The organism is Catellatospora coxensis (assembly GCF_016862635.1).
GTDB classification, from domain to species: domain Bacteria; phylum Actinomycetota; class Actinomycetes; order Mycobacteriales; family Micromonosporaceae; genus Catellatospora; species Catellatospora coxensis.
Map to the genome: position 1 here is coordinate 54,272 of NZ_BONI01000018.1, position 13,229 is coordinate 67,500.

General features: G+C 70.8%; 11 protein-coding genes. 8 read left to right on the plus strand and 3 right to left on the minus strand.

Annotation, left to right across the window (positions count from 1 at the left end; all coding sequences use genetic code 11):
- Positions 1-98 precede the first annotated feature (98 nt).
- Positions 99-3,659 (minus strand): ThuA domain-containing protein, encoded by a 3,561-nt coding sequence (locus tag Cco03nite_RS13015; RefSeq protein WP_203692302.1) that lies wholly within the window; start codon positions 3,657-3,659, stop codon positions 99-101.
- Between the two features lie 431 nt (positions 3,660-4,090).
- Between Cco03nite_RS13015 and Cco03nite_RS13020 the strand changes: the two genes are divergently transcribed.
- From Cco03nite_RS13020 to Cco03nite_RS13040, 5 genes are all read left to right on the plus strand, one after another.
- A complete protein-coding gene (locus Cco03nite_RS13020) occupies positions 4,091-5,608 on the plus strand; it encodes a sugar ABC transporter ATP-binding protein (RefSeq protein ID WP_239167337.1) in 1,518 nt (505 codons plus the stop codon).
- 55 nt (positions 5,609-5,663) lie between these two features.
- Complete coding sequence (locus tag Cco03nite_RS13025) at positions 5,664-6,668, plus strand: ABC transporter permease (RefSeq protein ID WP_203692304.1); 1,005 nt, start codon at positions 5,664-5,666, stop codon at positions 6,666-6,668.
- Positions 6,669-6,760: 92 nt separating this feature from the next.
- Positions 6,761-7,672, plus strand: a complete 912-nt coding sequence (locus Cco03nite_RS13030; protein WP_239167338.1) for an ABC transporter permease — start codon at positions 6,761-6,763, stop codon at positions 7,670-7,672.
- A 49-nt stretch (positions 7,673-7,721) separates the two neighbouring features.
- Positions 7,722-8,906, plus strand: coding sequence for a substrate-binding domain-containing protein (locus Cco03nite_RS13035; protein WP_203692306.1), 1,185 nt, complete (start codon positions 7,722-7,724; stop codon positions 8,904-8,906).
- A 69-nt stretch (positions 8,907-8,975) separates the two neighbouring features.
- Positions 8,976-9,839, plus strand: coding sequence for a sugar phosphate isomerase/epimerase family protein (locus tag Cco03nite_RS13040; RefSeq protein ID WP_203692307.1), 864 nt, complete (start codon positions 8,976-8,978; stop codon positions 9,837-9,839).
- Between the two features lie 23 nt (positions 9,840-9,862).
- Here Cco03nite_RS13040 and Cco03nite_RS13045 read toward each other — a convergent pair whose 3' ends face one another.
- Together Cco03nite_RS13045 and Cco03nite_RS13050 are read right to left on the minus strand one after the other, a co-directional pair.
- Positions 9,863-10,561 (minus strand): DUF6348 family protein, encoded by a 699-nt coding sequence (locus Cco03nite_RS13045; protein ID WP_203692308.1) that lies wholly within the window; start codon positions 10,559-10,561, stop codon positions 9,863-9,865.
- 155 nt (positions 10,562-10,716) lie between these two features.
- The gene (locus Cco03nite_RS13050; RefSeq protein ID WP_203692309.1) at positions 10,717-11,178 is read right to left on the minus strand and encodes a hypothetical protein; all 462 of its coding nucleotides are present in this window, start codon (positions 11,176-11,178) and stop codon (positions 10,717-10,719) included.
- Between the two features lie 64 nt (positions 11,179-11,242).
- Here Cco03nite_RS13050 and Cco03nite_RS13055 point away from each other — a divergent pair, with 64 nt between their 5' ends.
- From Cco03nite_RS13055 to Cco03nite_RS13065, 3 genes are read left to right on the plus strand one after another with little or no spacing between them, the layout of a single operon-like run.
- The gene (locus Cco03nite_RS13055; protein ID WP_203692310.1) at positions 11,243-12,211 is read left to right on the plus strand and encodes a helix-turn-helix transcriptional regulator; all 969 of its coding nucleotides are present in this window, start codon (positions 11,243-11,245) and stop codon (positions 12,209-12,211) included.
- A gap of 31 nt (positions 12,212-12,242) precedes the next feature.
- Positions 12,243-12,608, plus strand: coding sequence for a VOC family protein (locus tag Cco03nite_RS13060; RefSeq protein WP_203692311.1), 366 nt, complete (start codon positions 12,243-12,245; stop codon positions 12,606-12,608).
- 2 nt (positions 12,609-12,610) lie between these two features.
- Positions 12,611-13,228 (plus strand): MBL fold metallo-hydrolase, encoded by a 618-nt coding sequence (locus Cco03nite_RS13065; protein ID WP_203692312.1) that lies wholly within the window; start codon positions 12,611-12,613, stop codon positions 13,226-13,228.
- Position 13,229: the final 1 nt, after the last annotated feature.

The following is a 13,229-nucleotide window of genomic DNA, read 5'->3' on the forward strand; positions in this document are numbered from 1 at the left end:
ACCCGGCCGCGGTCGACGGGCCGTGGCGGGCAGGACGCGCAGTCCTGCCCGCCACGAACGCCGGCCCGGTCACCCAGGTGTGATCGGGCCGGCGGGTCTCAAACCTGGGTCAGCCGCCACGTCTGGTTGGACCCCGTGTGGCAGGTCCACTGGATGATCGCGGCGTTGTCGGCGGTGGACGCGCCGTTGACGTCCAGGCACTTGCCGCTGTGCACGGCCTTGAGCTGGTACACCCCCGTGGTCGAGGTGGGCACCGCCTGCCACTTCATGTTGTTGTTCGTGGTGCAGGTGAGCTGCACCATCGCCGCCCCGTCGGCGGTCGAACCGCCCGAGGCCGCCAGGCACTTGCCGCTGTGCACGGCCTTGAGGTAGACGTAACCGCCGCCCGCGTCGACGGCCTGCCACTTCTGGTTGTTGCCGCCGGTGGCGGGCCACTGCACCACGGTCGCGTTGTCGGCCGTGGACACCCCGCTGACGTCGGCGAGCTTGCTGCTGTGCTGCGCGGTCAGCGTGTACGTCTTGCCGGCGATCCCCCCGGTCGGGTTGGTGCCGACCCCGGCCCCGGCGAAGGTGAACGAGTCGACGTCGAAGTTGTTGTTCACGCTCGACTTGAACACCATGTACAGCTTGTGCGTGCCGGACAGGGCCGCCACGTTCACGGCCGCCTGCTGGACGTAGGTGTCCCAGCCGCCGGTCGCCGCGATCGGGTTGGTCGCCAGCAGGGTGCCCGTCGGGGAGTCGGCGCGCAGCTCGATGCTGCCGCCGCCGCTCGGCGACGAGACCCGGTAGCTGACGCTGGTGATGCCCTGCACGCTCATCGGATCGAACATGATCCAGTCGTTGTTGCTGACGTCGCCGATGCGGTTACCGCTCTCCGCGCCGGCCTGGGCGACGACCCGGATGCCGGACTGGCTGGTGAAGTACTCCGCCTGCTTGTGCTTGGGCTGCAGCACCACGTTGGCGTAGCCGGTCAGCCGCGCCACCGTGCCGTTGCCGTTGTCCTGGTAGCGGGAGTTGAGCAGGTAGAACAGGTTGGCGCCGTCCGGGTGGCCGCCGAGGTTGCCGGTGGCGATGGTGCCGGAGCAGCCGGGCAGGTCGGTGGTCGGGTGGGCGTGGTCGTCGTGGCCCAGGGCCGGGTTGGTGAACACCTGCGTGCAGTTGATCGTGCCGTCCTGCGCGTCGGTGACGTTCAGGCTGTACGCGACGTTCTGCCCGAAGTCGAGCATGCCGCCGTTGGGCGGCGAGGTGATGTTCACGATCGGGGCGTTGTTGCCGACCGTGATCGGCACGTTGACGAACGACGACCGGCCGGTGTTGTCGGTGACGGTCAGCTTCGCGGTGTAGTTGCCGTTGGTGGTGTACGCCCGGGTCGGGTTCGCGGCGGTGGAGTCGGTGCTGCCGTTGCTGTCGAAGTCCCAGGCGAACGAGATGGTGTCCCCGGCGTCCGGGTCGTACGAGCCGGCGCTGGAGAACGCCACGTTCAGCGTGGCCAGACCGTTGGTCGGGGTGGCCGTGGCCTTGGCGACCGGGGCGCGCCCGCCGTGCACGTAGTCGATGCGGTAGAGCCCCGAGTCGTTGTTGCCGCCGCCGAACTCCGAGCCCCACTCCAGCACGTACAGCGAGCCGTCGGGGCCGAAGCGCATCGCCATCGGCTTGATGAAGCCGCCGCCCGGCAGGAACGGGTTGATCTTCACCAGGTTGCCCGAGGAGTCGAAGTGGATCTCCTTGAGATAGTTGCGGGACCACTCGTAGAAGAAGTGCACGCCGTTGTAGTACGCCGGGAACTTCGTCGCCGAGGTGCTGGCCGCGTTGTAGCGGTAGACCGGGCCGCCCATCGGCGCCGAGCCGCCCTCGCCCATCTCCGGGAACGTCGGCGAGACGCCGTAGCCGTACCAGATCTGGGGCTGGACCAGCGGCGGCAGCGTGCGCAGGCCGGTGTTGTTCGGCGAGTCGTTGACCGGCGCGTTGCAGTTGAACTTCGCCCCGACCACACCGGTGTCCGGGTTGTACGGCGCGTACGCCTGGTTGTTGCCGTGGCAGAACGGCCAGCCGAAGTTGCCCGCCTGCTTGATCACGTTGAGCTCGACCAGGCCCTCCGGGCCCCGGTTGGTGGTCGCGCCGCCCCGGTCAGGGCCGTAGTCGGCCAGGTTCACCCAGCCGGTCTGCATGTCGACCTCGAACCGGAACGGGTTGCGGAAGCCCATCGCGTAGATCTCGGGCTTGGTCAGCGCGGTGCCCGGCGCGAACAGGTTGCCGCTGGGGATGGTGTAGGTACCGTTGCTCTCCGGGTGGATGCGCAGCAGCTTGCCCCGCAGGTCGTTGGTGTTGCCGGCACTGCGGGCCGCGTCCAGGAAGCTCTTGCCCGATCGCCAGTCCAGCGGCGCGTACCCCTGCCAGGCCGGGTCCAGGTTGGGCGGCGAGTCGTCACCGGTCGACAGGTACAGGTTGCCGCCCGGCCCGAACGCGACGTAGCCGCCGGTGTGCCCCGGCTCGCTGAAGGTCCGGTCCCGGTACGCGGGCACGTTGAGCAGCACCTGCTCGCTGGACAGGTTGAGGGTGTCGCCGCTCATGGTGAACCGGGACAGCCGGTTGACGTCGGTCGTGCTCGACGCCGGTGAGTAGTAGAGGTAGATCCACCCGTTGGTGGCGAAGTTCGGGTCGAGCGCCATGCCGACCAGGCCGTCCTCGCCGCCGGTGTAGACCGACAGCTGGGCCGCCTGCACCGTCTGCTGCTGCGCGGGCTTGAAGATGTTGAGCTTGCCGCCGCGCTGCACGTAGAACACCCGGCCGTCCGGGGCGATGTCCAGCGCCATCGGGTCGACGGTGTTGGAGTCGAGGGTGACCTTCTCGAAGTTGGACCACACCGTGCCGCCGCAGTCGCCGGGCAGGTTGCCCGCCGCGTAGCGCACGCCGCCCAGGATGTGGTTGCGGAAGTTGGTCTCGCTGTACGACGCGTCGTCGTGGCCCATCGCGGTGGCCCACACCTTGCCGCCTTCGGCCTCGCGGCACCAGGAGATCGGGTGGTCGGGCCCCATCGCCGCGCCGCCCGGGTTGTACGTGCGCTCGTCGGCCGTCACCAGCACGTGCACCTGGCCGCGCGCGTTGACGTCGAAGTTGTACCACTCCTCGGTGCGCTGCCAGTTGTCCGGCAGGCCCGTGGTGGACGGGTGCGCCTTGTCGGCGACCCGGGCCCAGCCCTGCAGCGAGCCGGGCGAGTGCTCCGGCATGTGCGCGCCGCCGTTGATGGTGGCGTCCCACCACGGGAAGGCCGACTCGATGCCCATGTCGGTGGCGTTGTGGATGGCCACGATGCCCTTGCCGCTGCGCAGGAAGTTCTGCGTCGCGGTGCGCTGGGCGTCGTTGTCGAAGACCATGCCGGAGGTCTGGAACATGACCAGCACGTCGAACGTGTTGAGGTTGGCGGTGTTCAGGACGGTCGAGTCCTCGCTGAACACGACCTCGAAGTTGTTGGCGGCGGCCAGCTGGCTGAACATGGTGGTGCCGGCGGCGATGGATCCGTGCCGGTAGCCGGCGGTCTCGCTGAAGACCAGCGCGCGGAACGCCGGTGCGGCCGAGGCGGTGCCCGTGGGCAGCACGCTGACGGCTATTGCGGTGGCCAGCGCGAGGAACGCGCCAAGGACAGGTCTGCGGCGGCTCATGCCGTCTCCTTCTCGTACCCCTCAAAGGACGGTCGGGTCCGTCATGCGTCCGCCGCGACGCACGACCGTGCAGCGCTCCGATGCCCGAACAGGGATTCGGCATCGACATGTGTCAGTTCCGTTAACGGAGAGCGCGATGCCGAGCATGGCCTGAGCCAACGCGGCCCGTCAATATTCTGCCGATGCCAGTTTTAACGGAATCACTGAAAGTTTGTTGTCTGCCAGGCAAAACTACGGTCCACTCCAGAGAAAGCACAAAATCGTTTTACATCACGCCTGCTAGATGCATCAATGCCGAACCGTGACCATTTCTGGCTCGTTACAGGCTTGCTAGATCGACCATCAGCGTTTAACGTCCGACGCCAAGACTTCCGATCAGGACAGCAAAAGTTTCCGCTATGCCAACGAAAGTAGCTGATCGAGGAGGTGCGGTGCAGCAAGCCAGCGAACCGCCGCTGCTGCGGATGCGCGGCGTCGGCAAGGCGTTCTTCGGGGTACGCGTGCTCGACGACGTCGACCTCGACCTCCACCCCGGACAGGTGCACGCGCTGGTCGGCGAGAACGGCGCCGGCAAGTCCACCCTGATGAAGATCGCCAGCGGGGTGTACCAGCCTGACGCCGGCACGCTGGAGCTGTCGGGGCGGGCGGTGACGCTGCCCGACCCCCGCGCCGCGCAGGCCGCCGGGATCGGCATCATCCATCAGGAGTTCAACCTGCTCCCGGAGCGCACCGTCGCGGAGAACGTCTTCCTCGGCCGCGAACCGATGCGCCGCGGCCTGGTCGACCGCCGCGCCATGCACGACCGCACCGCCGAGCTGCTCGCCGGCATCGGCGAGACCGCGATCGCGCCGCAGACCCGGGTCGGCCGGCTCGGCGTCGCCCAGCAGCAGGTCGTCGAGATCGTCAAGGCGCTCGCGCTGGACGCGCGGGTGCTCATCATGGACGAACCGACCGCCGCGCTGGCCGAACACGAGGTCGAGCTGCTCTACGCGCTGGTCCGGCGGCTGCAGCAGCGCGGCATCGGCATCCTGTACGTCTCGCACCGGCTCACCGAGGTCTTCGACCTGTCCGGCCGCATCACCGTGCTCAAGGACGGCCGCCGCGTGACCACCCTCGACACCGCCGAGGCCACCGCGGACACCCTGGTCCGGCACATGGTCGGCCGCGAGCTGTCGCACTACTACCCCGAGCGCGCCGCCCCCGGCGGCGCCGGCGCGGCCCGGTTGCGGCTGTCCGCCGCGGGCAACGGCCGGCTGCGCCCGGTCGACCTCGAACTGCGCTCCGGCGAGGTGCTCGGCGTCGGCGGGCTGCAGGGCTCCGGCCGCTCCGCGCTGGCCCGTGCCGTCTTCGGGGTGGACGGCTTCCGCACCGGGCAGCTGCTGCTCGACGGGGTGCCGGTGCGGGTGCGCTCGCCGCGCCAGGCGGTGCGGGCCGGGATCGCGTACGTCACCGAGGACCGCAAGGGCGAAGGGCTCGCGCTCAGCCAGTCGGTGCTCGACAACGCGCTGCTCGCCCAGCACGCCGTGCGGCCGCGCTGGTTCGCCCGCACCGCCCGCGCCACCACCGTGCGCGAGCTGCTCGACGCGGTCGAGGTGCACGCCGCCGGGACCGGCCAGGAGATCCGCTACCTGTCCGGCGGCAACCAGCAGAAGGTGATCCTGGCCCGCTGGCTGGCGATGAAACCGCGGGTGCTGCTGTTCGACGAGCCCACCCGCGGCATCGACGTCGGCGCGAAGGCCGCTATCCATGACCTGATCCGCAAGCTCGCCGACGACGGCGCGGCGGTGCTGATGATCTCGTCGGAGCTGCCCGAGCTGATCGGCATGAGCGACCGCATCGTCGTCATGCGCGACGGCGCGATCGCCGGCGAGCTGCCCGCCGGGTCGAGCGAGGAGGCCGTGATGGGCCTGGCCACAGGTGCCGCCACGAGCACGGAGGTGCCCGCATGAGCGAGCGGACCAGCAGCCCCGGTGCTGCCGACGATGACCGCGGCAAGGAGAAGGCATGAGCACGGGGACGGCACGCAGCCGCCTGCGGCTGCCGCAACTCGACGCGACCAACGGGGTATGGGCGGCCCTCGCCGTGGCGCTGATCGTCGGCGGCACGCTGGTCGCCCTCGACGGGGGTTCGCTGTTCAGCGAGTCGAGCACGATCAGCCTGCTGCAGCGGGCCGCCGGGCTGGGCATCGTCGCGGTCGGGCAGACCATCGCCATCCTCGCCGGCTCGCTCGACCTGTCCGTGGCGTACGTGATCAGCCTGACCTCGCTGGTCGCCGCCGAGACGATGGCCGGCTCGGACGGCATGGTGCTGCCCGCGATCCTCGCCGTGCTCGCCGTGTCGGCCGCGATCGGGCTGGTCAACGGGCTGCTGATCACCAAGCTGCGGATCAACGCGTTCATCGCGACACTCGGCGTCGGGCTGCTCATCAAGGGCTACCTGGAGCAGGGGTACGCCGGACCGGCCGGCAGCGTGCCGACCTCGTTCCAGCACCTGGGCTACGACCGGCTCGGCCCGGTGCCGCTGTCGTTCCTGCTGTTCGCCGCGGTCGCCGCCGCGGTCTGGTTCACCCTGCGCGGCACCCGCTACGGCCACCACCTCATCGCGACCGGCGGTGACCTGGACGTGGCCCGGCTGTCCGGGGTACGCACCGACCGGGTCCTGATCCGCACCCACGTCATCTGTTCGCTGTGCGCCGGGATCGCCGGGCTCTACCTGGCCAGCCGGCTGGGCGCGGGCGCGCCGCGGGTCGGCGCGGAGGGCGGCTACGACCTGGAGTCGATCGCCGCGGTCGTGCTCGGCGGCACCGTGCTCGCCGGGGGCAAGGGCGGGGTCACCGGCACCGTCGGCGGTGTGCTGCTGCTGGCCGTCATCGACGGCGTGTTCAACCAGCTCGAAGTCGACTCCTTCTTCAAGCAGATGGTGCGCGGCGTGGTCATCGTCGCCGCGGTCGCGGTGTACGCCCTGCGCCTGCGCCGCACCTCCGACCGGCGGAAGGCGGCTGTGGCATGAGTACTGAACTGGCAACATCCACGACCCCAGCCGTGAAGGCCGGGCTGGGCGGGGGCGGGCGTAGCGGTTGGGGGGCGGGCAGCATCCGGCCCGTGCTGATCATCCTGGTGCTGCTGCTGGTCGCGGTCGGCATCCGGCAGCCCGACTTCTACGACCCGCCCGTGCTGCTGGCGTTCCTCAAGCGCGCCGCACCGCTGATCATTCTGGCCGCCGGGCAGTACTTCGTCATCGTCGCCGGCGACTTCGACCTGTCCGTCGGCTCGCTGGTCACCGCCGAGGTGGTGATCGCCGCCCGGCTCATCGACGGCGATCCGGCCGCGACCTGGCCGGTCATCGCGCTGCTGCTCGGCTTCGGCCTGCTCATCGGCCTCGTCAACGGCGTGGTCACCACGCTGCTGCAGGTGCCGTCGTTCATCACCACGCTGGGCATGTACCTGGTGCTCGTCGGCGCGGTCTACACCTGGACCGGCGGCTCGCCCCGGGGCGCGCTGTCGGAGGAGTTCCGGATGTTCGGCCGCCGCGGCATCGACGGCGTGCCGGTGCTGGGCCAGCTGCCGTACGCGGTGCTGGTCCTGGCCGGGGTCGCGGTGCTGGCCGTGCTGGCGATGCGCTCGGACTTCGGCAAGGTGCTGCTCGCCGTCGGCGACAACCCGCGCGCGGCCCGGCTCGCCGGCGCCCGCACGGCCCGGATACGCACCATCGCGTTCCTGGCCAGCGGGCTGGCCGCGGCCGTCGCGGCGATCCTGCTCGGCGGCTTCGGCGGGGTGTCCTTCCAGGTAGGGCAGGGACTGGAGTTCACCGCGATCACCGCGGTCGTGCTCGGCGGGGTGGTGCTCGGCGGCGGGCGCGGCTCGGTCGCCGGAGCCATGCTCGGCGCGCTCACCCTGCAGACCCTGCTCACCCTGCTCAACCTGCTCGGCGTCTCGGGCGCGCTCAGCTCCGCCGTGCAGGGCCTGATCATCCTCGCCGCCGTCGCCGTCGGCACGCTGCGCCGCCGCACCTGAACCGCCCCACCGCACCGCCCCACCGAACCGCCGATCGAGAGGAACACCCATGAGGAGACGCACCCCCGTCCTGCTGGCCGTGTGCACCGCCGTGGCGGTGGGCGTGGTCGGCTGCACCAGCGACCTGCCCGGCGAGCCGCCCAAACCCACGGCCACCGGGGCCGGCACCGGCGAGACGTCGAAGTTCTTCGTCCAGGCCGACCACGACAACGAGCTGGCGCTGCGCACCAAGTCCGCCACCGGGCCCGCGGACAAGCCGTGGGAGCAGGCGCTGGACCCGAAGACCGTGGACACCGCCAAGTACAAGAAGGCCGGGCCGTACCACCTGTGCTTCTCCAACGCGGGCGTGGGCAACCCGTGGCGGCAGGTCGGCTTCAAGAACATGCAGGCCGAGGTGAAGCTGCACCCGGAGATCAAGACGTTCACCGTGGCCGACGCGGAGAGCAAGGACGACAAGCAGATCTCCGACATGACCGACCTGCTCGGCAAGGGCTGCGACGCGCTCATCGTCTCCCCGAACACCACCGCGACACTGACCCCGGCTGTCGAGCAGGCCTGCGCGAAGGTGCCGGTCATCGTGTTCGACCGCGGCGTCAACACCAAGTGCCCGGTCACCTTCATCAACCCCATCGGCGGGTACGCGTTCGGCGCGACCGGCGCGGAGTTCCTCGTCGAGAAGGTCAAGCCGAAGGGCAAGATCCTCGCGCTGCGCATCCTGCCCGGCGTCGACGTGCTCGAAGCCCGCTGGGGCGCGGCGAAGGTCGTCTTCGACAAGTCCGACCTGGACGTCGTCGGCGTCGAGTTCACCGACGGCGACGCGGCCAAGACCAAGACCATCGTGACGAACTACCTGCAGCGCTTCGGCGACATCGACGGCATCTGGATGGACGCCGGAGCCACCGCCGTCGCCGCGGCCGAGGCGTTCGAGGACGCGGGCAAGCCGTTCCCGGCCATCGTCGGCGAGGACCAGCAGGACTTCCTCAAGATGTGGCAGGACAAGAAGCTCACCGCGATCGCCCCGACCTACCCGACGTACCAGTGGCGCACGCCGGTCATCGCGGCCCTGAAGATCCTCAACGGCGAGGCCGTGGCCAGCCCCTGGAAGCTGCCCCAGCCGACCATCACCCAGGACAACCTGAGCCAGTACGTGCAGGCCGACATGCCGCCGCTGCACTACGCCATGTGCGGTTGCGCGACCCTGCCCGGCTACCCCAAGGACTGGGGCGGCAAGTAACTCCCCGCACCACCACGGCGGCCGCCCTCCTCCCGGGGCGGCCGCCTTCACCCGTGAAAGAGGTGTCTCGTGTTCGCCATCGGCGCCAACCCGTGGATCTGGACCTCCCCCGTGGACGACGACGCCCTGCGCGAACTCGTCCCCCGCATCGCCGCCTGGGGCTTCGACGCGGTCGAGATCCCCGTCGAGAACCCGGGCGACTGGTCCCCCGATCTGGTTCGTGACCTGCTCGCCGAACACGGCCTGGCCGCCGCGTCGGTGCTCGCGGTCACCCCGCCGGGACGGGACCTGGTCTGCACCGACGCGGCCACGGTACGCAGCTCGCAGGACTACCTGCGCGGGCTGGTCGACGCGGCTGCCGTCCTGGGCGCGCCGAGCGTCTGCGGCCCGGTGTACGCGGCCGTCGGGCGGCTGTGGCGGATGTCGGCCGGCGAGCGCCTCGACTGCTACCGGCAGCTCCGGTCCGCTTTGGAGCCGGTCGCGGAGTATGCGGGCGAGCGCGGTGTCGCGATCGGGATCGAGGCGCTGAACCGGTACGAGACCTCGGTCGTCAACACGATGGCGCAGACCCTGGACGCGATCGACGGGCTGCCCGGCAACGTCGGGATCATGCTCGACAGCTACCACATGAACATCGAGGAGTCCGACCCGTACGCCGCGGTCACCCTGGCCGGGCCGCGCATCGTGCACGTGCAGGTGTCCGGCAGCCATCGGGGCGCGCCCGGCGCCGACCATCTCGACTGGCCGCGCTGGCTCGGCGCGCTGGTCGGCACCGGATACCGCGGCCCGATCTGCATCGAGTCGTTCACCGGCGAGAACGAGGCCATCGCGGTTGCCGCCGCGATCTGGCGGCCACTCGCCCCGAGCCAGGACGAGCTGGCCATCAGCGGCCTGGCCTACCTGCGTGAGGTCACGGCCACGCTGCGGCCCTGACCCGTGGGGCGCACGGCCCGCGGCTAATCGCCGCAGGCCGTGGTCTCGCGGTGGACGAGCAGCAGGTAGGTTTTGGCGAACACGGGCGTCTGCGGGCGCGGCCAGGGCAGCGCCCGCAGCGCCGCGGAAGCCCGCTCATGCGCCTGGCCGTTGATGCGCACCTCGGCGATCTCCTGCCCCTCGGTCCCGCCGAAGATGATCTTAACGCCGTTGAGAAACACGCGGTCGACCGCCGCGTCGAGGACCTCGGCCAGCAACGGCGCGAGAGGTGCCTCGAACGCCCACTGGGCCAGCTGCGAGACATCACCGCGGCCGAAACCCAGAAACCCCGGGTGGATCACGTGCCAGCCCGGAACGCCCGTCGCGGCGTCGCCGTGGATGTGGTCGGCCCACTTGCCGGCGGGCTGCATCATCTCGATCGCCGTCGCCACCGTCAGCTGGGCCCAGGAGTCCACCGCCTGCCGCCACTGCGCCGGCAGGTCCGGGCCCATGCCGGTCGTGCAGTCGCTGAGGGTCGTCTCGGCCGGCCGGTCGACGTTGAGCATCAGATCGAGGTCGAGGTGGTTGTCGTGGCTGGTGTGGTTGTCCCGCAGCAGCACCCCGACGGTGCCCGGCCCCCGCAGTAGCGGCCCCTCGATGCGATCCGCCGACCACGCGGGGCCGAACTCGCTGAGCCGCTCGGCGACTATGGTCAGCACCTCACGGGTGCGGTCTGCGGACATGGCCTGGCTCCTCGGTGGGCGCGATGATCCGCGCACGCTACCAGCACGAGGCCGCACCGTGGGGCCGGTGGAGTGGTCGCCGTTTCCGGTCGGATGCTGAGGCCAGGCCCCGGATTCCCACTGAACACGGCGATCACCGCCCGGAACCGCCGAGCTCAGCCCCGACGGGTGAAGTCGGCTGTCCAGTTGACTTCCCAGGTCGTGCCGTTGTCGGTGGAGAAGGACTGCTCCCAGTGGGGGTGCGCGGCGTCGGCCTTCGACCAGTGGTAGCGGACCCGGATCGGGGTGCCCTCCCAGACGTCGTCGCACTCGAACGTGCCGACGGGGCCGTCGAAGCGGCCGACCACCGGCTCGTCGAGCAGGCCACCGCTGTTCCTCGACGCCCACCAGATGCGCCACACCTGCTCGTCGGGGTTGAACAGGCGCAGCGTGAGGCCCTCGAAGCCGCGTTCCGGGGCGCGCAGCACGTCGAAGACGCCGGTGCCGTCGAGCAGCACCTGGCAGTCGAGGGTCGCGTCGAACTCGTACCACTCGTCGCAGCCCGCCAGCACCTTGACCAGGCGGCGCTGGACGCTGTCCCAGGAGCCGGCGAGGAAGTCGAAATCAGTGTTCGTCATGCCGGGGACGCTATGCGCGTACCCCTGACATGTTCTGTCAGTGCCCGGCGGCAGAATTCCGGGCATGCGCGCCGACCGGCTGCTCTCCATCGTCCTGCTGCTGCAGAGCCGCGGCCGGCAGACCGCACACCAGCTCGCCGCCGAGCTGGAGGTGTCGGCCCGCACCATCTACCGCGACATGCAGGCGCTGGGCACGGCCGGCATCCCCGTCTACGGCGACGCGACCGGCTACGGTCTGGTCGACGGCTACCGCACCCAGCTGACCGGGCTCACCCCCGCCGAAGCCCGCGGCCTCGTGTTCGCCGAGCTGCCCGGGGTCGCCGCGGACCTGGGCCTGGCCGAGGCGGTCGCCGCCGCGCAGCTCAAGCTCGCCGCCGCGCTCCCCGACGCGCTGCGCGAGCGCACCGCCCGCATGCGGCAGCGCTTCCACCTCGACACCCCCGGCTGGTACTCCGACGGCGACAGCTCCGAACACCTCGCCGCGCTCGCCGACGCGGTATGGCACCAGCGCGTCCTGACCGTCCACTACGAGAACTGGACCGGCCCCGCCGAGCACCGGCTGGAGCCGTACGGCCTGGTCCTGAAGGCGGGCAAGTGGTATCTGGTGGCCCGCGCCGCGCGGGGCCTGCGCACCTTCCGGGTCAGCCAGATCCGCGAGCTGACCGTGCTGCCCGAGGAGTTCGCCTGGCCGGACGGGTTCGACCTGGTGGCGCACTGGCACGAGCACGTCACCGACTTCCGGGCCCGCCTGGTGCGGGGCGAGGCGCTGGTGCGCCTGTCCCCCGCGGCGGTGGAGCTGCTGCCGCACCTGATGGGCCGGGCCGTCGCCGACGCCGCCGCGGCCGGTGAGCGCCAACCCGACGGCTGGATCCTGGCCCGCGTGCCGATCGAGACCGACCGCCACGCCGAGATGCAGTTCCTGCGCCTGGGCGCGCAGGTCGAGGTGCTGGAACCGGTGTCGCTGCGCCGGCGCGTGGCCGCCACCGTCGAAGAACTGGCCCGCACGTACGCGGCCGCGACCGAACCGGTTTGACGGCGCCGACTTCGCACAACAGAGTTGGCGGATGACGACGATTATCCGCAACGTCACGTTCGACGCCGCCGACCCCGGCACCCTCGCCCGGTGGTGGGCGCGGGTCTTCGACGGCGAGGTCGGGTTCGACGACGGCGACGAGGCCGCGTTCGACCTGCCGTCGGGCCAGACCGTCTACTTCCAGCGCGTCCCCGAGCCCAAGGCGGTCAAGAACCGCCTGCACCTCTGCCTGCAGTCCGACACGCCCCGCGACGTCGAGGTCGAGCGGGTGCTCGGGCTCGGCGCGACGATGTTCGCCGACCACCGCAACGCCGACGGCACCGGCTGGGCGGTGCTCGCCGACCCGGAGGGCAACGAGTTCTGCGTACTGCGCTCGCTGAAGGAACGGGGGTTCTGACGATGCGCCTGACCAAGTACGGCCACGCCTGCGTACGCCTCGACGACGGCGACCGGGCGCTGGTCATCGACCCGGGCGTCTACTCGGCGCCGGTGTCGTTCGACGGCGTGGCGGCGGTGCTCGTCACGCACGAGCACGCCGACCACGTCGACCTCGACCTGCTCCGGGCGGCCCGCGAGCGTAACCCGGAGCTGACCGTGCACACCCATCCCCAGCTGGCGGCGGAGCTGGGAGAGGGCGTGCACGCGGTCTCCCCCGGCGAGGTCTTCACCGCGGCCGGGTTCACCGTACGAGCCGTCGGCGGCGAGCACGCCGAGATCATCGACGGCCTGCCCGGCTGCGCCAACGTCGGCTTCGTCGTCGACGGCGTCTACCACCCCGGGGACTCGCTGTTCGTGCCGTCCGAGCCGGTCGAGACGCTGCTCATCCCGGCGGCCGGGCCATGGCTGAAGATCGGCGACGCGATCCGGTTCGCCCGCGCGGTGCGGCCGCGCCGCGCGTTCCCGATCCACGACGGCGTGCTCAACGAGCTCGGGCTGCGGCAGTTCGACGCCTGGCTGGGCGGCGAGGAGGGCATCGGCTACACCCGCGTCCCGCTGGGCGAAACCGCCGTCGTGTAGG